17 protein-coding genes are annotated in these 19237 nt (G+C 64.3%); 6 read left to right on the forward strand and 11 right to left on the reverse strand.

Translation table 11 applies throughout. The annotated features are described in order from the left end of the window. The first annotated feature begins 4 nt into the window (after nt 1–4). The gene (gene ppx, locus P6U29_RS23870; RefSeq protein WP_407112562.1) at nt 5–1507 is read left to right on the forward strand and encodes an exopolyphosphatase; all 1503 of its coding nucleotides are present in this window, start codon (nt 5–7) and stop codon (nt 1505–1507) included. An 18-nt stretch (nt 1508–1525) separates the two neighbouring features. On the opposite strand, the gene P6U29_RS23875 is transcribed toward ppx, so the two are convergent. The 3 genes from P6U29_RS23875 to ndk form a co-directional block, all read right to left on the reverse strand. Continuing rightward, nucleotides 1526–3571: a TonB-dependent receptor gene (locus tag P6U29_RS23875; protein WP_407112563.1), complete on the reverse strand. Its 2046-nt coding sequence runs from the start codon at nt 3569–3571 to the stop codon at nt 1526–1528. Between the two features lie 650 nt (nt 3572–4221). Then, nucleotides 4222–5082, reverse strand: coding sequence for a TerC family protein (locus P6U29_RS23880; RefSeq protein WP_407112564.1), 861 nt, complete (start codon nt 5080–5082; stop codon nt 4222–4224). Between the two features lie 41 nt (nt 5083–5123). Beyond that, entirely contained in the window at nt 5124–5546 is a 423-nt protein-coding gene (ndk, locus tag P6U29_RS23885; protein WP_407112565.1) for a nucleoside-diphosphate kinase, read from the reverse strand. Nucleotides 5547–5859: 313 nt separating this feature from the next. On the opposite strand from ndk, the gene P6U29_RS23890 reads away from it, so the two are divergent. Then, entirely contained in the window at nt 5860–6114 is a 255-nt protein-coding gene (locus P6U29_RS23890) for a sulfur globule protein precursor (protein ID WP_407112566.1), read from the forward strand. A 433-nt stretch (nt 6115–6547) separates the two neighbouring features. After that, nucleotides 6548–8410, forward strand: coding sequence for an ABC-F family ATP-binding cassette domain-containing protein (locus P6U29_RS23895; protein ID WP_407112567.1), 1863 nt, complete (start codon nt 6548–6550; stop codon nt 8408–8410). A 143-nt stretch (nt 8411–8553) separates the two neighbouring features. On the opposite strand, the gene P6U29_RS23900 is transcribed toward P6U29_RS23895, so the two are convergent. The 5 genes from P6U29_RS23900 to leuC all read right to left on the reverse strand — a co-directional run bounded on the left by P6U29_RS23900 (nt 8554) and on the right by leuC (nt 14149). After that, nucleotides 8554–9519 (reverse strand): tripartite tricarboxylate transporter substrate-binding protein, encoded by a 966-nt coding sequence (locus tag P6U29_RS23900; protein WP_407112568.1) that lies wholly within the window; start codon nt 9517–9519, stop codon nt 8554–8556. 125 nt (nt 9520–9644) lie between these two features. Further along, nucleotides 9645–10682 (reverse strand): alpha/beta fold hydrolase, encoded by a 1038-nt coding sequence (locus tag P6U29_RS23905; protein ID WP_407112569.1) that lies wholly within the window; start codon nt 10680–10682, stop codon nt 9645–9647. A gap of 49 nt (nt 10683–10731) precedes the next feature. Continuing rightward, nucleotides 10732–12051, reverse strand: a complete 1320-nt coding sequence (locus P6U29_RS23910; protein WP_407119410.1) for a 2-hydroxycarboxylate transporter family protein — start codon at nt 12049–12051, stop codon at nt 10732–10734. Nucleotides 12052–12119: 68 nt separating this feature from the next. Beyond that, on the reverse strand, nt 12120–12728 hold the full coding sequence (gene leuD / locus P6U29_RS23915) for a 3-isopropylmalate dehydratase small subunit (protein ID WP_407112570.1): 609 nt from the start codon (nt 12726–12728) through the stop codon (nt 12120–12122). Next, the gene (leuC, locus tag P6U29_RS23920; protein WP_407112571.1) at nt 12725–14149 is read right to left on the reverse strand and encodes a 3-isopropylmalate dehydratase large subunit; all 1425 of its coding nucleotides are present in this window, start codon (nt 14147–14149) and stop codon (nt 12725–12727) included. The genes leuD and leuC overlap by 4 nt, the downstream gene beginning before the upstream one ends. Nucleotides 14150–14276: 127 nt before the next feature. On the opposite strand from leuC, the gene P6U29_RS23925 reads away from it, so the two are divergent. The 3 genes from P6U29_RS23925 to P6U29_RS23935 all read left to right on the forward strand — a co-directional run bounded on the left by P6U29_RS23925 (nt 14277) and on the right by P6U29_RS23935 (nt 16326). Then, nucleotides 14277–15197, forward strand: a complete 921-nt coding sequence (locus P6U29_RS23925) for a LysR family transcriptional regulator (protein ID WP_407112572.1) — start codon at nt 14277–14279, stop codon at nt 15195–15197. Between the two features lie 110 nt (nt 15198–15307). Beyond that, nucleotides 15308–15850 carry a hypothetical protein gene (locus P6U29_RS23930; RefSeq protein ID WP_407112573.1) on the forward strand — a complete coding sequence of 181 codons (543 nt, stop codon included), beginning with the start codon at nt 15308–15310 and terminating at the stop codon, nt 15848–15850. A 101-nt stretch (nt 15851–15951) separates the two neighbouring features. Further along, complete coding sequence (locus P6U29_RS23935) at nt 15952–16326, forward strand: hypothetical protein (RefSeq protein WP_407112574.1); 375 nt, start codon at nt 15952–15954, stop codon at nt 16324–16326. A 21-nt stretch (nt 16327–16347) separates the two neighbouring features. On the opposite strand, the gene P6U29_RS23940 is transcribed toward P6U29_RS23935, so the two are convergent. The 3 genes from P6U29_RS23940 to P6U29_RS23950 form a co-directional block, all read right to left on the reverse strand. Then, nucleotides 16348–16833, reverse strand: coding sequence for a hypothetical protein (locus P6U29_RS23940; RefSeq protein WP_407119411.1), 486 nt, complete (start codon nt 16831–16833; stop codon nt 16348–16350). Nucleotides 16834–16991: 158 nt separating this feature from the next. Then, nucleotides 16992–17444 carry a DNA polymerase III subunit chi gene (locus tag P6U29_RS23945; RefSeq protein ID WP_407112575.1) on the reverse strand — a complete coding sequence of 151 codons (453 nt, stop codon included), beginning with the start codon at nt 17442–17444 and terminating at the stop codon, nt 16992–16994. Between the two features lie 6 nt (nt 17445–17450). After that, nucleotides 17451–18950 (reverse strand): leucyl aminopeptidase, encoded by a 1500-nt coding sequence (locus tag P6U29_RS23950; protein WP_407112576.1) that lies wholly within the window; start codon nt 18948–18950, stop codon nt 17451–17453. Nucleotides 18951–19237 lie beyond the last annotated feature (287 nt).

Below are 19237 nucleotides of genomic sequence, written 5' to 3' on the forward strand. Positions count from 1 at the left end.
CGACGTGAAGCGGCCGCGCAAGCGCGGCTCGAGCGTCGCGGTTATCGACATCGGCTCCAACTCGGTCCGTCTCGTCGTCTATGAGGGACTGTCGCGGAGCCTCATCCCCATCTTCAACGAGAAGACGCTGTGCGGCCTCGGACGCGAGGTGCAGAGCACGGGTCTGCTCGCCCCCGATGCCGTCGACAAGGCGCTGACCTCGCTCAAGCGCTTCCGCGCATTGTGCCGCGTGATGCAGGTCGGGCGCGTGTTCGCGATTGCGACCGCGGCCTGCCGCGACGCCTCCAATGGCCCCGACTTCATCGCCAGGGCCGAGCGCATTTGCGCGGTGACGATCGAGATCCTGTCGGGTCCGCGTGAGGCGCGGCTGTCGGCGCTCGGCGTGATCTCCGGCATCCACATTCCCGACGGCATCGTCGGCGACCTCGGCGGCGGCTCGCTCGAGCTGATCGACGTACGCAAGAACGCCGTACGCAGCGGCGTGACGCTGCCGCTCGGCGGACTCGCGCTCCAGGACCTCGCGCACAAATCGCTCAAGCGCGCCGATCGCATCGTGCGCGAGGAGCTCGACGAGGTGCCGCAACTCACAGCAGGCCGCGGCCGCACCTTTTATGCCGTCGGCGGCACCTGGCGCGCGCTCGCGCGCATCCACATCATCCAGAGCGGCTATCCGCTCCAGGTGATGCACGGCTATTCGATTTCGGCCGCCGAGGCGCTCGACTTCTCGCGCCGCCTCCGGCGCCTCGCTGCCGCCGACATGCTTGCCGACATCGAGATCGTCGCCGATGCGCGGCGCCCGCTCCTCACCTATGCAGCGCTGGTGCTCGAGCACATCATCCGCGTCGCCAAACCCAAGACGATCGTGTTCTCGACCTTCGGCGTGCGCGAAGGCCTGTTGCACGAGAAGCTATCGGAGTCCGAGCGCAACAAGGACGGGCTGATCTGCGCGGCCGAGGAGCTGAACCAGTTGCTGTCACGCTCGGCGAAACACGCCCGCGAGCTGATCGCCTGGACCGACCGCCTGGTGCGCGTGGTCAAGGTGCGCGAGACTGAAGAGGACCGTCGCCTCCGCCACACCGCGTGCCTGCTCTCCGACATCGGCTGGCGCGTGCATCCCGACCATCGCGGCGAGCAGACGCTGAGCCTCGTCGTCAACGGCAATTTCGGTGCGATCACCCACACCGAGCGCGCCTTCGTCGGACTATCGGTGTTCTATCGCTATGCAGGCCTCAGCGAGGAGAACCAGCCACCGGCCACCACGCAGGAGCTGCTGACACCGGCCCAGCTCGAACGCGCACGCCTGCTGGGCGCTGCGTTTCGCGTCGCGCACCTGATCTCGGCGGCGCGTCCGGGCGTCCTGCCCGCCACGCATTTCCGCAGCCAGAGCCGCAAATTGATGCTGGTGTTCGAGCACCGGCTCGGCGACCTCGTCGCCGACCGCGTCGGTAGCCGCTTCAAGCAGCTTGCCCGGCTGGTTGGCCGTTCTGGGTCTATCGTGAGGCGTTAGACGAGCTGGGCTCTCCGCTCAGAAATCCGTCGACATCGACAAGAGCAGGGTTCGCGGCGCGCCTTGCGCCACTGCGGAGAAGCTCGCCACGCCAGCCCAGTAATTGGTATCGAACACGTTCTGGACCAGAGCGCGAAGCGTGACGGGACGGTTGTTGATGCGCGTGTTGTAGCGCGCGCCGAGATCGAGCCGGGTCCAGGCCGGAATGACCTGCGCATTTGCTCCATCCAGATATTGATGTCCCGTATAGATAGTGTTGGCGACCAGCGTCAGTCCGGGCGCGAACGGGGTGTCCCATTCAGCCGACAGATTGGCCTGCACCTGAGGCACGCCGATCGGCGTCCTGCCAAGATTGGCTGGCGTGCTCGTCTTTGTCAGCTCTGCGTCGATCAACGTCACGCCGCCAAGCACGCGAATGCCCGGCTGCACTTCTCCAAACACGGTGAATTCCACGCCGCGATTGCGCTGCTCGGCGTCGGCCCGGAAGACCTTATCGGCACCCAGCTGTCCCGACGGCTTGGTGATCTCGAACAGGCTGATCGTGGTGGCGAGCATGCCGAAATCGACCTTGACGCCTGCTTCCTTCTGCTTGCTGAAATACGGCGCAAGGACCTCTCCTTGATTGCTCGCGGTCGCCGGTGCGACGTCGCCTTTGCTCAGCCCTTCGATGTAGTTGGCGTACAGCGAAACGTTGCTCCAGGGCTTGACGACGACGCCAACCATCGGCGTGAACGCCGTTTGGTCGTAGGCGGAAGTGACGGCCCCCGTCGTGGTGTTGTAGTTGTTCGACTTGACGCCCTGTTGCCTGACACCAACGGTCAGCTGAAGACGATCCTGGAACACTGACAACGTGTCGGCCAGCGCAAGGCCGGTCAATTCAGTGTCCGACAGCCTCGGGACGGTCGCGGGCGCCGGGACGAGCTGCTCGGGACGGGCGATCGGCGCATAGATGTTGGACAATACCGGCGTTCCGGACACAGAGCCCCTCGAGATCTGATCCGTGTAGTAGCTGCCTTGAAAGGTCACCGCGTGACTGATCGCGGCTGTTTCGAACCGGGCACGCACGCCGGCATCGGCCACGTTCCTGTCGATATCGAATTTGAAGTGACCCGGCGTCGACGTGGTGTTGCCCGCTGCGTTCAGGATCGTCGGCGTGCCAAACAGGCGATCGACCTGGGTCCTGCCGCCACCGCCGTCGGCGAACACCGTCACCGAGTCAGTCACATCATATTCGGCGCGTGCCAGCAGGGAGTTGTCGTGAACCTTGGCCCATTCCCAAGCCTGTGTGACGTTGCGCCGTCCGACCGGCGCGGTCGGGACGGCCACGCCTGTTGCGACCAGGAACGGCCTTGTGGGCGCATCGAACTTTTCTTCCTGATCGATGAAGTCGAGCGAAGCTCTGAATTTCTCGCCGCGGTAGTCGAACGCCGCGGAGCCGACATGCGCCTCCCGGGTCTGGTTATCCAGCGGCGTATCGCCATTGTGATAGCTGCCATTGACGCGAATGCCGAACTCGCGGTTCTCGCCGAACCGTCGGCTCACGTCGACATGGGTGCCGAGCTGGGAGCCCGTCGCGTAGTCGGTCGTGACCCGCGTGAGGTCGACATCCCCTGCACGCTTCGGAACGATGTTGATGGTGCCGCCGACGCTGCTGTTCGGCGCCATCCCGTAAAGCAGCGCGGTCGGGCCTTTGATGATTTCGATGCGCTCGACGTAGTCGGTGAAGACACGGTAGTTCGGCGCAACGCCATAGACACCGTTGAAGGCAATTTCTCCGACATTACCCTCGCCGATCGGAAAGCCACGAATGAAGAAGGAGTCGAGGATGCCGCCGGTCTGGCCGGTGAACCGCACCGATGGATCGTTGCTGACGACGTCGGCGACCGTGACGGCCTGTTGATCTTCGATCTTCTTCGCCGTGTAGCTCGTGATGTTGAACGGCGTATCCATGAAATCCTTGTTGCCCAGCAAGCCGACCTGGCCTCCCCGCGCAACCTGTCCGCCTGCGTAGGACGGAGGGAGTGCGCCACGCTTCGCGGCACCGGGGGCGGCTTCCGCCTGCATCTTGGCCCGCTCACTTGCGGGCGCAGTTTGACGACCCGCCCTTCGGCTGGGGTTGGATCGCGGACGTGCGCGCGGCTTCGGCGCGTCTGCAGTGACGGTCACCGCCGGCAACGTAGCGCCCTGCTGCGTCCCCGTCACAGCGCTCTGCGCACTGGTGCCGTGCAGGACGCCGTCGCAAACCAAGGCGATGGAGGCCACGGAGACCGCAAAGGCTCTCGGGCTGGCGCCCGTCAAAAGTGTTTTGATGCGAGCGGCAAGAACAGCAACAGGACGGCAAATCACTTTCGACGACATCGCACCAGCTTCCGATTTCATGAACATGAACGTCGGAGCGACGTGCCGTGGGAGCCTTCGTCGAGTCAACGAAGGAACCCTTTGTTTTCAGTAGTTTATAATAAGACAATGTCTAAATCGCCTAGTGGTTGCGCAAGGGGGCCCTCTACGCAACGCCCACGCGCACGACCGCGCAACGCGAAGATCCCGCGACGCGCGAGGCGCGCGGTTATACGAACGCAATGATGGGAGACTTCGGCTTTTGCGCCGAGCCCATGCCGGCGATCGCTCGTGTTCTGCCAACGAGGCGAGCGTCTCAGCGACGTGCTCGCCTCTCATCGCTGGAGAGGAAGGCCATACCGATTAGCGCTTCAAGGTCACTCCGCCGAGGCTTTGGCGTGGCTCTCGGAGGATTCCAGCGCTGCCTGGATCAGGCTGCGTCGGCGCCAGATGGAGCCGACCACCAGCACGACCACCACGCCAAGCACGGCGCAGAGATATTCGCCGCCTCCGCCGCCATGGCCGAACTGCGGCGGGATACGTAGCACGCCGAGCATGCTGTCGAGCGAGGTACCGAGCGGGCCGTCAAACAGTGTATGTAGCCTCGGCGCGACGCCAGGGTCGGTCGCGATCACCTCGCCCGCGATCCAGCCGAGCAGCGCCGCGCCGGCCCAGACCAGCACCGGCAGCTTTGCGAGCAGCGCCATGATCAGCGCCGCGCCGGCGACGATCAGCGGCACGCTGATGGCGAGGCCGAGGATCAAGAGCGGCACGCTGCCATTGGCCGCGGCAGCGACCGCAATGACGTTGTCGAGACTCATGACGATGTCGGCGACCACGACGATCTGCACGGCCTGCCACAGATGCGAGGCGGACTCGACGTCGTCCTCGTCCTCGTTTTCCGGCACCAGGAGCTTGGCCGCGATCACGATCAGCGCGAGGCCACCGACGAGCTTGAGATACGGCAGCTCCATCAGGGTCGCGACGATGCCGGTGAATATGATTCGCAGCATCACGGCTGCGCCGGCACCGAAGATCATACCCCAGAGCCGGTGCCGCGGATTGAGGCCGCGGCAGGCGAGCGCGATCACCAGCGCATTGTCGCCGGAGAGCAGGATGTTGATCCAGATGATCTTGCCGACCGCGATCCAGAAGGTCGGCGCAGCCATCTCGTTGCGGAACTGGGTGAAGAATGCCCCGATCGTAGCGGGATCGAAGATCTGCCAGAGCCAGTCCACAATGAGTCCTTTCGCCCGTCGCCTCTAACCTGCCGGCTGGATCAGCCGACGATCTCGTTGCCCGAGAAGAACTGCGCGATCTCGATCGCGGCGGCCTCCGGCGCATCCGAACCGTGCACCGAGTTTTCGCCGATCGACTTGGCGTAGAGCTTGCGCACGGTACCCTCGGCCGCCTTAGACGGATCGGTCGCGCCCATCACCTCGCGGTACTTGGCGATCGCACCCTCGCCTTCCAGAACCTGAACCACGACCGGGCCGGAAGTCATGAACGCCACGAGCTCGCCGAAGAAGGGGCGCGCCTTGTGGACGGCATAGAAGGTCTCGGCCTGCTCCTTGGTCATGCGGATGCGCTTCTGCGCCACGATGCGCAAGCCCGCTTTCTCGATCACGGCGTTGACCGCGCCGGTCAGGTTACGCTCGGTCGCGTCGGGCTTGATGATCGAGAAAGTGCGTTCGATGGCCATAATCTTGTCCTTGGGAAGAAAGCGGGTGGTTGTCGAGTTGCGGGGCTTATATCGGCGCCATTGCCGGACGGCAAGCGACCGCCGAAACAGCCTCACAGGCGCTTCGCCGCAGGGACGGGCTCCCCCATTCCAGCTTGGATGACAACAATTTCACCCAGATGAACCCAATCTGAAACCGCCGTCAGGGTTCGGTTCAGCTTCGCCGGCGTAAGGTGGGTCCATCGAAACCGAAGCTTGATCATCAGGCGGACCGTTTCGGCGGCCTTTCCATCGACGCGGATCACCCCGCGCCGGCAGTCTTTAGGAGATCACCATGTTGAGGAAACTTTCGCTTGCCGCAGTCGCCGCGGTCGCGCTGGGTGCCGCGCTGGCGCCAACCTCTGCATCCGCTCACTGGCATGGCGGTTGGGGCTGGCATGGCGGCGGCTGGCACCATGGCTACGGTTGGGGTGGACCGCGCTTCTATTTCGGCGCCCCCGTCTCCTACGGTTATGGCGGCTGCTATGTGCGCCGGCTGGTCCCGACCCCCTGGGGACCCCGCTGGCGCCTGATCAACCGCTGCTACTGAGCCCGTCAGCACCTTCATGAGGGTACCTAAGCCCCCCAGGTACCTTCCAAGAGAAGCCCCGGCGCTCCCCTCGCCGGGGCTTTGCCTTGAGTAAATAAGACGCCATTAATACAATTTTCACGAGAATGCCCGGCATTCCCCAAGGTCAGCGAAACCATTTCGCCGGCAATGACTTGGTACCGTGTCCTTACTTTCAAAACACGGAACCTTGCGATGGCTGGGCCCTTTGCCGATGACAGCGTACAGATCGACCGGCGCACCAGCCGCTCGATTTGCGATGCCGTGGGCGAGCGGCTCCAGCAGAGCCTCCGGCCCGAACCTCGTCTCCCGACACATCTTGAGCAGCTCCTGAACGAGCTGCAGCGGCGCGAGCGCGAGCCGCATTGACGAAAAAGCGGGTTGCGTTCGACGCGCCTTGCGGTGACAAGGCCGCATGCTTGCTATCTCCGACCTCTCCATCCGCCTCGCCGGACGCCTCTTGATCGACCAGAGTTCCGTGCAGATCACGCCGGGATCACGCGTCGGCCTGGTCGGACGCAACGGCACCGGCAAGTCGACGCTATTCAAGGTGATCCGCGGCGAGCTCGCGGCCGAGCACGGCTCCGTGACCCTGCCGCCGCGCTGGCGCATCGGCAGCCTCGCGCAAGAAGCGCCGAACGGCCCCGAAAGCCTGATCTCGGTCGTGCTCAAGGCCGACCTCGAGCGCGACGCGCTGCTCACTGAGGCCGAGCACGCGACCGATCCGCACCGGATCGCCGAGATCCAGACCCGGCTCGTGGACATCGACGCGCATTCGGCACCGAGCCGCGCCGCCGCGATCCTGTCCGGCCTCGGCTTCTCCGCCGCCGATCAGCTGCGCCCCTGCGCCGAATTCTCCGGCGGCTGGCGCATGCGCGTCGCGCTCGCTGCGACGCTGTTCGCGGCCCCTGATCTTCTGCTGCTCGACGAGCCCACCAACTATCTCGACCTCGAAGGCACGCTGTGGCTGGAGGATCACCTCGCGCATTATCCGCGCACGGTGATCGTGATCAGCCACGACCGCGACCTCCTGGAAAGCTCGGTCGACCAGATCCTGCATTTGGAGCGCGGCAAGCTCACGCTCTACAAGGGCACCTACTCCTCGTTCGAGGAGCAGCGCGCCGCGCGCGAGCTGCTCGACGCCAAGGCTGTCAAGCGACAAGAGGCCGAGCGCGCCCGCCTGCAGGCTTTCGTTGATCGGTTCAAGGCCAAGGCTTCCAAGGCGCGCCAGGCGCAATCCCGCGTCAAGATGCTGGAGCGGCTGAAGCCGATCACGGCGCTGGTCACCGAGGATGTGCGCGAGATCAGCTTTCCCGCACCGGAGAAGATCCTCTCGCCGCCGATCATCGCCGTCGACAACGCCGCGGTCGGCTACGATCCGGCCAGCCCCGTGCTCAATCGCGTCACCCTGCGCATCGACAACGATGACCGCATCGCGCTTCTCGGCGCCAACGGCAACGGCAAGTCCACGCTGGTCAAACTGCTCGCGGGACGCCTCGCGCCCTTCTCGGGCAAGGTGACCTGCGCGGACAAGCTGTCGATCGCCTATTTCGCGCAGCACCAGCTCGACGAGCTCAACGAGGACGCCTCCGCCTACGACCACGTCCGCAAGCTGATGGGCGATGCGCCCGAAGCGAAAGTGCGCGCCCGCGCCGGCGCGATCGGCTTCTCCGGCAAAGCCGCCGACACCAAGGCCGGCAAATTGTCAGGCGGCGAGAAGGCGCGGCTGCTCCTGGGGCTTGCGACCTTCTTCGGCCCCAACATGATCATCCTCGACGAGCCGACCAACCATCTCGACATCGACAGCCGCGGCGCGCTTGCGGAAGCGATCAACGAGTTTCCCGGCGCGGTCATCATGGTCTCGCACGACCGCTATCTGATCGAGGCCTGCGCCGAGCGGCTCTGGATCGTCGCCGACCGCACCGTGACCAATTACGACGGCGATCTCGACGAGTACCGCCGCCTGGTGCTGTCAGCACGCAACGCAGACGCCGCGCCACGCGAGCGAAGTGCGCCAAGCGAAAAGCCGCAGCGCCCGAAGTCGGACAATCGCGGCTCGCTGAAGAAGCGCATCGCGGAAGCCGAAGCCGAGATCGCCCGCGTCGGCGAGATCATCGCCAAGATCGACACGGCGCTCGCCCTGCCCGACATTTTTACGCGCGATCCCAAGCAGGCCGCGCAACTGTCGAAGGCGCGTGCCAATGCGGCCGAGGCGCTCGCCCGCGCCGAGGAGCAATGGCTGGAGGCGAGCGCGCAATTCGATGAGGCGGCCAGCTAACGCTTCCGGCGCGAGGGCGCGCCAACAAAAACGTGCAAAACAACCCCATGCACAGTACCGGTGTTAGGACACCGGCGAGCGAGCTATTGAATGAGCTGCTCATTTACCCGCTCGGTTGGCAATCCCAGCGGGCCCCCGATAACTCAATCCGCGTATTGCCCGGCTGCCTTGATGATCGGCGCCCAGCGGTCGATCTCACTCGTCAGCATCGCGCCTAACGCCTCGGGCGTTGCCTTGTCCTGCGGGACGGGCTCGGTATTGATGTCGTTGAACCGGGAGATCAGCGCGGGATCTTTGAGTGCCGCCTGAAGCGCCGCCGTCAGCTTCTGAACGACCGCCGGCGGTGTGCCCTTGGGCGCATAGATACCGTGCCAGACGCCGAGCTCGAAACCCTTGAGGCCGGCCTCGTCGGCCGTCGGCAGATCGGGCAGGCTCTTCAGCCGCTCCTTGGTGGTGATGGCATAGGCCTTGACCTGCTTGGCCGTGATCGGTCCGGTGGTGTTCGTCGCCTGGTCGCAGGTGAGATCGATCTGCTTGCCCAGCAGGTCGTTCATGATGGGACCGTTGCCCTTATAGGGCACCGTGGTGAGCTGCTTCTGGATCGCCGTCATGAACAGCATGCCGCACAGATGTGATGCCGCGCCGAGCCCGGCATTGGCATAGGTCAGTTTGTCGCCCTGCTGCTGGGCGTAGGCGACCAGCTCCTTGAGCGTGTTGGCCGGAAAATCCGGACGCGCGATGATCGTCATCGGCGCGTTGGTCACGAGCCCGATCGGCGCAAAGGCCGTCTTGGTGTCATAGCTGAGATTGCGGTAGAGCGTCGCGGCGGTCGAGATGCCGACATGATGGATCAGCAGCGTGTACCCGTCCGGCTGGGCGCGCGCGGCGCGGGTGGTGCCGATGGTGCCGCCGGCGCCGGTCGCGTTCTCGACGATGACCTGCTGTCCCAGGGATTTCGCCATCCCGGCCGCCGTGAGCCGCGCGATGGTGTCGGTGGGTCCGCCGGCGGCGAACGGCACCAGCATGGTGATGGGCCTGGTCGGATAGTCCTGAGCGACGGCCGCACCGAGCGGCAGAAGCAGAGCCGAAACGAGGGCAATGAACCGCATACTTTCCTCCGAGTTCTTATGGCTCCATATGAGCCTATTCCTGGTCGCAAGACCATCGGGAAAGCAGTTTCAACAAGCGCGGCGCGATCACGATCATGACCGGGCCGCCGACGCGCGCCGCCTAATTAGGCGAGGAAGGCGTTGAGCTGCTCGACGAGCAGCTCCGGTGCCTCTTCCGGCAGATAATGGCCACAGGGCAGGCTTCCGCCTCGCACGTCCCTTGCCTTGGCGCGCCATGTGTCAAGCACGTCGTAGCTCGCCCCCACGACTCCCTTTGCACCCCAGAGCACGAGCAGCGGGCAACCGATCCTCTTGTCGGAATCCGCTTCATCGTGGATCAGGTCGATGCCGGCAGCGGCGCGATAATCTTCGCACACGGCGTGCAGCGTCTCGCGGGTGTAGCAGCGGCGATACTCTTCGAGCGCAACCGGATCGATGGCGCCCGGTGTCTTGTTCTGCTTGTTGATGTGGGTTTGAAGATAGAATTCCAGATTGTTACCGATCAGGGTTTCCGGAAGCGGCGCCGGCTGGATGAGAAAGAACCACCACATGTAGCGCGTGGCGAACTCCTTGTTCACCTTGGCGTACATCGTCGCGGTCGGCGCGATGTCGAGCATGACCGCCCTGGAGACGGCGTCCGGATGATCAAGCAACAGACGATGCAGCACGCGCCCGCCGCGATCATGGCCGACAGCCTGGAAGCGGTCAAAGCCGAGCGCGCGCATCGCTTCGACCTGATCCCGCGCCATTTCCCGCTTGGAATATGCGATATGGTCGGTGCCGCCGTCGGGCTTGCTGGAGTCGCCATACCCGCGCAGATCGGTCAGCACCACGGTAAAGCGCTCCGCGAGCTTGGGCGCGATCTTGTGCCAGCACGCCAATGTTTGCGGGTGCCCGTGCAGCAACAGCAGCGGCGGCCCCTCGCCTTTCACGAGCGCATTGATTTCGGCGCCGCTGGTCTTGAGGCGCTTCTGTTGAAACCCTGGCAGCAACTTCTGCAGCGTGTTGGTCGTCACGGCATTATTCTCCTGAGCGAAAGCGCCCGGCGCCAATATGGCCGAACCGAGGGCACCTGTTGTCAACGCGATCGACATCAGATGGCGGCGCGTCAACCCGGTCTCCGATCGATCGGAGCCCGATTCAATCTGTTCGAATTCGAGCATTGCAATTCTCCCCTGGAACATTCGTCCTGCGCGAAAAGCGCGGCCCGTATCAGGACAGCGACTTCATCAAGAGTGTCGCGATCACGATCATGATCGCGCCGCCGACGCGGGTGGCGATCTGGGCGAACGCCATCAGGCCCATGCGGTCCGCGGCGCCGAGAATGGCGACGTCGCCGGTGCCCCCGAGGCCCGAGTGGCAGGCGGTCACGATCGCCGCCTCGACCGGATACATGTTCAGCCACTTGCCGACGAAAAATCCCGACACGATCATCGCCAGCACCGTGGCCGTGCAGATCATGATGTAGCCTGGATTGAAGGAGGCAACGAGCTGCTGCCACGAGACCAGCAAGGTCCCCATCGCCACCAGGATCGCGAAGGTAAGATTGGTCGACATGAACTTGTTGATCTGATAGGCGCCGAGCTCCATCTCGGCCGGTAGCAACTTGGTGAGCTTCAATGCCACCGCGGCGATGATCATCATGATCGGTCCGGGGATGCCCGTGAGCGGCGCAAGGATCATGCCGAGCACGAACAAGCCGCACGACAGCACCATGCCGGCACCGAGCAGTCCGAGATCGATCGGTCGGTCCGGCCGCGCATCGCCGAGAATGTCGTCGTCTCCGGTCTTGACCAGCATCCCTCTGCCATTGAGGTCGGCCCTCATCTCGCCAAGACGGGCCAGCAGGCCCGCGCTCACGATCGCGACGACGTTGCCGAGCAGCGCCGCCGGCACCATCTGCGCGACAAGCTCGGCTTGCGACCGATGCAACATCTCGGAATAGGCGATGGACAGCGGCAGGACACCTTCGGCAAGACCGCCGCCGACGATGGGAATGATGACAAAGAAGAACGTGTCCTTCGGGCTATGGCCGAACAGAAGCCCGACGGCGATGCCTGCGGCGACGGCCGCGATCGTGCCGATCAGGAGCGGAACGAACATGCGAATGAAGCCCTGAACCAGGACCCGGTAGGGCATGCCGAGGATCGAGCCTGCGACGAGGCAGGCGATGAAGAAATACTGAAAGTTGGCGGTGCGGAACGTGGTCGTGACCGCCTTCAGGGCCGCATCCGGCACCAAGCCGTAGCTCACCAGGGCCGACGGCACGAACAGGCAGAGGATCGCCGTGCCGCCGATCCGGTTCAGCACCGGAATGGTTTGGCCGAGCTTGCCCAGCAGGAAGCCGAGCAGCATCAGGACTGAAAGGCCACCGATCACGTCGTTCGGCAGCTTGCCGGAATAGACTGCGGTGACGCAGACGAGAGCCGCCGCGCCGTAGATGCCGACCGGCAACGGGCCAATCCTGAGACGGGCGAGCTTCGTCGCAACTGCGGTCTGCGGCGCCTCAGCCGCGCGATAAGTCGTGTCCACCAAGGGTCCCTCCGCTGTTTATGGTTTCTCGTGGCGAGCGGATTCGAGCCGCGCCAGCTTCGTGCAGTTCAGACGATCCAGGGGTTCTCCGCCCGATGCCGCGCCTCGAAGGCGCGTATGTCGTCGGCGAAGACGAGCGTGGAGGCGATGAAATCGCGGCCGGTCAGGAAGGCCTCTTTCCTGTCCGGCTCAATGTCGAACTCGATCGAGCGGCGACCGCAATCGAACCGGATCGTCTGCGCGGCGAGGTCGATCGTGACGTCATTGCGCGAGCTGTCGGCGACGGCCTGAGCGAGCTCCGCCACCACGCCGGGATCGAGCGAAATCGTGAGCAGACCGTTGTTGGCGCAATTGTCGTTGAAGATGCCGGCAAAGCTGGTGCCGATCAGCGCGCGAATGCCGAGCTGCTGAAGCCCCCAGACCGCGTGCTCGCGGCTCGACCCGCAACCGAAGTTCGGGCCGACCACGAGAAAGCAGGCCTCGCGATAGCCGTCCTGGTTCAGGATGAAGCCCGGATTGGGCTTGCCGTCGCTGAAGCGCAGCAGATTGAAGGCGCCCTCGCCGAGCCCGCTGCGATCCACGCCCTTGAGAAACATTTTGGGCATGATGACGTCCGTGTCGACATTCGGCGCCATCATGGGCGCAGCCACGCCCGTGACCTGATCGAACGGCATCATTGGCGTGCTCCTCTCAACAGAGAACGCACATCCGTGATGCGTCCGGTGACGGCTGCCGCGGCCACCATGGCCGGGCTCATCAGGTGCGTGCGCGCGCCCGGCCCCTGGCGGCCCTCGAAGTTGCGGTTGGTCGAGGACGCGCAGCGTTCACCCGGCCTGAGCACATCGTCGTTCATCGCAAGGCACATCGAGCAGCCGGATTGCCGCCATTCAACGCCGGCGTCGGTGAAGACCTTGGCGAGACCTTCCGCCTCGGCCTGCGCCCTGACCTGGGTCGAACCCGGCACCACGATCGCCCGCACGCCCTCGGCAACGCGGCGGCCGCGAAAGATCTCGGCCGCGTCGCGCAGATCCTCGATGCGCGAATTCGTGCAGGATCCGATGAAAGCGAAGTCGATCGGAACGGATTGAATGGGCAGGCCGGGCGTGAGGCCCATATAGTTCAAGGCGCGGTTTGCCGCTGCCTGGCGCTCGGGCGCAGCCTGCTGTCCAGGATCTGGAATGGTCTCAGTGACGGCGATCGCCTGGTCGGGACTGGTGCCCCAGGTCACGACCGGCGCGACTTCAGAAACGTCGAGCGTGACCTCGCGATCGAACCGAGCGTCGGAATCCGAAGCCAAGGTCAGCCAGCTCCTGGCCGCCCGCTCCCACATCTCGCCCTTCGGCGACCGCGGACGTCCCTTCAGATAATCCAGCACCTTTTGATCCGGTGCGATCACGACGCCGCGCGCACCCGCCTCGACGATCATGATAGACATCACGATCCGGCCCTCGACGCTCATGTTTGAGACGACGGGACCACTGAACTCCACGGCGTATCCGGTCGCACCATCGGCACCGATCCGCCGGATCACCTCCATCACGATGTCCTTGGGCGTCACGCCGAGCGGCGCCGCCCCGGTCAGGTGGATGCGCATCGTCTTGAGGCGGCGATAGCGTACCGTCGACGTCGCGAGATAGTGCTCGATGTCGGATGTCCCGATGCCATAGCCGAGAGCGCCGAACGCGCCATAGGCGGTGCTGTGGCTGTCGCCGGCGGCGATCACCATGCCCGGCATGACGAGCCCCTGCTCGGGGGCGACGACATGCTCGATGCCCTGCCGCGGATCGAGGATGTCGAAATATTCGATGCCGAAATCCCTGGCGTTCTCGGCGAAGTAATCGACCTGCCGCGCCGCGCCTCGGTCCGGCATCGCGCGGGTGCGCTGAGCCGCGGTCGGGTTGACGTGGTCGACGACCATCAGCGCGGCCTTCGGATTCCAGACCTTGCGCCCGGCCGCGCGCAGCCCGGCGAAGGCTTGCGGACTGGTGTATTCGTTGAGCACGGTACGGTCGACATAGAGCAACACGAGACCGCTATCATCGAGATTGCGGACCACATGGGCGTCGACCAACTTGTCGTACAGCGTGCGCGCGGCCATCGCGCTTTCCTCCCCGAGAAGACTTGCTGCACCGTGCCGCCCGCGACACTGGAAATCCAATGTCGTGTTCTGATATCTTTATGCAAATCATGCATAAGCAATGTTTGAGACATCAGGAGGCCGTGCAATGGAGATCAACTGGCTGCACGATTTCATCGCGGTGGCGACCACCCGCAGCTTCTCGCGGGCAGCAGAACAGCGGAACTGCTCCCAGCCGGCGCTGAGCCGCAGAATCCAGGCGCTCGAAGTGTGGACCGGCGCGCCGCTGCTGGATCGCACCACCCACAGCGTCAATCTCACACCGGCCGGCGAGGGCTTTCGCGAGACTGCCGAGGACGTCCTGCGCCGGCTCTCCGCCGGCCGGCTCGACGCTCAGGAGCGGGCCCGCGGCGCGTCCGACGTGCTGAAATTCGCCTCGACCAACGCGCTGTCACTGACCTTCTTTCCCGACTGGCTGCGCGGCATCGAGACCAAGCTATTGTTCGTGCCGAACGTGCAGCTCGTCGCCAATCACATGGAGGCCTGCGAGCGGATATTGCTGGCGGGCGATGCACATTTCCTGCTCTGCCATTATCACCCGGCGGCACCCACGGCGCTGGCGCCGTCGCATTTCCGCTCGCTCCATGTCGGCGACGACAGGCTCGTTCCAGCATCGGTGCCGATGTCGCCTCGAAGCCGCAAGCCGCGTTTCAAGCTGCCTGGCACGGCGGCCACGCCGGTCCCCTTCCTGAGCTTCCGCCCTGAATCGGGCATGGGACGAATCCTCGAAGCGGTGCGCGCGACGTCGCCGCTGGACGCGCATCTGCGCCCAACCTTCACATCTCACCTTGCAAAGCTGCTGGTGACGATGGTCCAGGCCGGCCGCGGCATGGCGTGGCTGCCGGAAAGCCTGATCGCCGATCAGCTCGCCTCCGGCGAGATCGTCGCCGCGGGCGGGCCCGAATGGCACGTGCCGATCGAGATCCACGTATTCCGGCCGAAGCTGCGCCTGGCGCAGGCCGCGGAGGCGTTCTGGCAGCATATCGCGAAAGAAAGCCCTCCGGGCTGACGATGGCCAGATATTGAATCGTCATCACGCTTGGGGTTGTTGGTTGCGCATGAGCTCCGGAAACTGCTTCGCACTTTTCCGCATCATGCTTTAGGTTGGTCAGTTGTGGGATGCACCACGACAACCCTGGGCGACGGCCGGACATGCGACTTCAGCAGCATCTGCATCTGTTGGGAGCAACCCTACTTGCCGCGTTTGGCGTGACCATTGCGTTCGTCGTTCCGCTTTGCGTGCAGATCGAAGAGCCGGTCAACATCGTCGCCATCCAGCAATTCCTGAACCTGACCATGACGACGTTCATGGTCGCAACGGCCCACGCCGTGCTGTTCGGTCTTCCACTCTTTCTTCTCGTCCGCCGCAAGCGATCGCATGTCGGCATTGCGATCTGCGCGCTCGGAGGCTTCGTCGTCGCGGCACTGCCATTCGGCGTATTGGCATTGGTGTCGATGCTCAGTGTCCAGAACGCCTCGACCGACGGCAGGCCTACGATCGTCAATGGCGTGCCAACCCTTTTTTCTGGATTGAGTACGTTCGCACCCTGGGACTGGCAGGCTTGTTGGGCCTTGTTGGGGGCCTCGCTTTTTGGGCTGCTATGCGATTGTCCGGATCCGGCCGCCGATCGTGGAGTGTCGTCTCTGCTGCCGCCGTTCTGACGTGTGGCGTCTTTATCCTGCCGGTCGTCGTAAGGGACAGAAGCTGCCACAATCTCTTCAGAGACGGGCGCACGTCCGTCGGACCGCAGGTCTATGCAAACTTGAAGGTGCCTGCCGAAGACTGGAGAACGCTCGAGCGAACGTTCGCCGATTTTGGCCACACACATGCGCTGTCAATTCGCGGCGACGAACAGCTTCGAAACGGACGCAGCACATGGCGCACACTGGACCTGTGCAACGAGGCGGGGATTAGCATCAACCTGCTCAATGAGCCTTGGCTCGCCGAAGTGCACTCGCCTCGCGCGGATGAAGGCATGACGCTCAGCATCTATTCGCTCAAACCAGACGTGGACTGGAAACCGCTCGCCCGCCATTTTCTCAGTGAGATCGAGAAGATTTGGCCCGCGAAAACCACGTTCCGGGGAGCGAGCGGTCAGATCCTGTCGTTCGAAGATGCAATGAAGGGACGGCCGTAGCCGTCCCGAAAGCTCGCCCACTTACGCGTGCTTCTTCTTCGGCTTGGTCGCCTTCGGCACCGGCTGCGGCTCGGGATTGCCTTCGATCGAAGACAGGCGCCCCGAAGTGAACGTGTAGATGCCGGCGCGCGGGCCGGTGGTCCAGGTGACGACGGCAACGCGGCGGCCGGCGGCATCGTTGGAGAGATTGACGGTCGAGGGCGCGCCGATGCCGCGCACCACGTCGCATTCGGTATGGCCGAGCGCGACGGTGCCGCCGATCGGCGCGGGTGCTGTCGTCGAGGCATTGGCATCGGCCGGTCCGGGCGGCGGCGCCATGCCGGGACAGGCGCCGTCGGCGCTGACGAGGTCCTCGGGTCCCACGGGCTTATCCGGAGTCAGCGGCGGCGATTCGATCGAGATGTTCTTGATGAAGAGACGGCCGGGTCGCTGGAACCATTCGGCGTCCTTCGACAACAGATCGGTCCCGCCCGAACAGCCCGCAACCAGCGGTGCTACGACAGCCAACGCAATCATGAGCGAGCCGGGAAGCTTTTGATGTCGCACGATAAACTAATTCCCCGCGTGAAGGACCAGCCCTAAACGATTGTCCCAACATCCCTTTGCGGCACGAAGGTGGCCGAAGCCAGCATCGCCCGAAAAGTGCAAATTATCATTAATTGCAGCTAATTCCGCTTCTGCCACCGGCCGCGCTCGTCGGCCTGCCAATAGGTGACATCAAATCCGCGCGCCTTGCAATCCGTCCACGCCGTGCGGGCGAGCGCAAGCGCATCCGGATCGTCGCCGTTGAACAGCAGCACCATGCGCTCATAGCCCTGTGCGTCCTCCGGCAGCGCGGCATTGTCGACCAGGAAGCGAACATTGGCGCCGTTGGGATTGCCGCCCTCGATCGCCAGCACGATCGGCTGGTCGGCGGCATCGTTCACCCGCCATGTCGCGTGCGGCAGGAAGGAATCGTCGCGATAGGTCCACAAATGCGCGTCGAGCGCATCGGCGCGCTCTTCCGAGGTCGACTGCACCACGACGCGCCAGCCGCGCTCGAGCGACTTCTCGAGAAGCGGCGGCAACACATTCTCCACCGACATGTTTTGCAGATGGTAGAACAGCACTTCAGTCATGTCGGGTCATTTGCGCTCGTAATGGTCGGAGACCAGGCGGTCGAGCAGGCGGACGCCGTAGCCGCTTCCCCAGCTCTGGTTGATATCGGTTTTCGGCGCGCCCATGGCGGTGCCGGCGATGTCGAGATGCGCCCAGGGCGTGCCGTCGACGAAGCGCTGCAGGAACTGCGCTGCGGTGATCGAGCCTCCATGACGGCCGCCGGTGTTCTTCATGTCGGCAAACTGGGAATCGATCAGCTTGTCGTATTCGGGACCGAGCGGCATCCGCCAGACCTTCTCTCCGCTCTCGATGCCAGCCGTGAGCAGCCGGTCGGCCAGCTCGTCATTGTTGGAGAACATGCCGGCATGCTCGGTGCCGAGCGCGACCATGATCGCGCCGGTCAGCGTCGCCAGATCCACCATGAATTTCGGCTTCACCTTCTTGGCGACATACCAGAGCACGTCGGCCAGCACGAGGCGGCCCTCCGCGTCTGTATTGATGATCTCGATGGTCTGACCGGACATCGAGGTGACGATGTCGCCCGGCCGCTGCGCGTTGCCATCGGGCATGTTCTCGACGAGGCCGATGGCGCCGACCGCGTTGACCTTCGCCTTGCGCGCAGCGAGCGCATGCATCAGGCCGACGACACAGGCCGCGCCTCCCATGTCGCCCTTCATGTCCTCCATGCTCCCGGCCGGTTTGATCGAGATGCCGCCGGTGTCGAAGCAGACGCCCTTGCCGACGAAGGCGACCGGTGCCTCGCCTTTCTTGCCGCCGTCCCAGCGCATGATCACGGTGCGGCTCGGCCGCGCTGAGCCCTGACCGACGCCAAGCAGCGCGCCCATGCCGAGCTTCTGCATCGCCTTGACGTCGAGCACCTCGACCTTGACGCCGAGCTTGCGGAGCTGACCGGCTCTTCGCGCGAATTCCTCGGGGAAAAGCACGTTCGGCGGCTCGTTGACGAGGTCGCGCGCGATGATCACGCCGTCGACGACGTGGCCGGCCGAGGCAAACGCCTTCTTCGCAGCACTGGCATCGCTTACCGCAAGCGAGACATCGGCACGCGAGCCGCCCTCCTCGCCGTCCTTCTTCTTGGTCTTGTAGCGGTCGAACTTGTAGGTGCGTAAGCGAAAGCCGGAGGCGATCGCAACCGCCTGCTCGCTCGTCATGGCGCCGCCGGGCAGCTCCGCCATGATGGTCATGGCGCTGGCGCCAGCGGGCAGCTTGCTCGCGGCGACCCCGCCGAATTTGAGGAAATCGTTCGCCTTCAGGCCAGTCGCCTTGCCGGCGCCGATCACGATCAGCCGGGTCGCCTTCACGCCATCGGGCGCCAGAATGTCCAGCGCCGCCCCGCTTTTACCTTTGAAGGCGGCGGCAGCCGCCGCGCGCTTCACGAGGTCGACGGCGCCACCGAGCGCCTTGGTCGTCGCCGGGCCGAGCTTCAGGCCATCGTCGCAGAACACGACCACGATGCCACGGGGGGCGGCAGACAACGGGACGAAGCCGACCTTGATGGCATCGGACATGGATAACTCCTCCAAAACATGGGGCTTTTCGTCGTTCGGGAGTTCCAGCCAGAAACCGGAGCTGAACGGCGATTCACTGAGGCTCCCCCACTATGGGCCAGCGGCCCGCCCGATGCCAAGCGCCGCCGTGGCCGGGAGGCCACAACGACCGAAATATTAACCATATATTGAGGGTGCCACGGGGCAGCCATTTTGTTGACAGATCAAAGGGATGGTAGTGAGAAAATGAACCGCCGGAAGAGCTGCTGGCCGACCTTGGGGGTCCCCTGACGGGGATTGGTCGGACC

Origin of the sequence: Bradyrhizobium sp. LMG 9283, from assembly GCF_045571415.1 — a bacterium.
Classification (GTDB): Bacteria; Pseudomonadota; Alphaproteobacteria; order Rhizobiales; family Xanthobacteraceae; genus Bradyrhizobium.

Bases quoted from the DNA above. Each gene is read 5' to 3' on its own strand.
- P6U29_RS23890 (WP_407112566.1), top strand. From the start codon at position 5,860: ATGTTGAGGAAACTTTCGCTTGCCGCAGTCGCCGCGGTCGCGCTGGGT.
- P6U29_RS23900 (WP_407112568.1), bottom strand. From the start codon at position 9,519: ATGCGGTTCATTGCCCTCGTTTCGGCTCTGCTTCTGCCGCTCGGTGCG.
- ndk (WP_407112565.1), bottom strand. From the start codon at position 5,546: ATGGCCATCGAACGCACTTTCTCGATCATCAAGCCCGACGCGACCGAG.
- P6U29_RS23930 (WP_407112573.1), top strand. From the start codon at position 15,308: ATGCACCACGACAACCCTGGGCGACGGCCGGACATGCGACTTCAGCAG.
- P6U29_RS23895 (WP_407112567.1), top strand. From the start codon at position 6,548: ATGCTTGCTATCTCCGACCTCTCCATCCGCCTCGCCGGACGCCTCTTG.
- P6U29_RS23950 (WP_407112576.1), bottom strand. From the start codon at position 18,950: ATGTCCGATGCCATCAAGGTCGGCTTCGTCCCGTTGTCTGCCGCCCCC.
- leuD (WP_407112570.1), bottom strand. From the start codon at position 12,728: ATGATGCCGTTCGATCAGGTCACGGGCGTGGCTGCGCCCATGATGGCG.
- P6U29_RS23905 (WP_407112569.1), bottom strand. From the start codon at position 10,682: ATGCTCGAATTCGAACAGATTGAATCGGGCTCCGATCGATCGGAGACC.
- P6U29_RS23945 (WP_407112575.1), bottom strand. From the start codon at position 17,444: ATGACTGAAGTGCTGTTCTACCATCTGCAAAACATGTCGGTGGAGAAT.
- P6U29_RS23925 (WP_407112572.1), top strand. From the start codon at position 14,277: ATGGAGATCAACTGGCTGCACGATTTCATCGCGGTGGCGACCACCCGC.
- P6U29_RS23875 (WP_407112563.1), bottom strand. From the start codon at position 3,571: ATGCAGGCGGAAGCCGCCCCCGGTGCCGCGAAGCGTGGCGCACTCCCT.
- leuC (WP_407112571.1), bottom strand. From the start codon at position 14,149: ATGGCCGCGCGCACGCTGTACGACAAGTTGGTCGACGCCCATGTGGTC.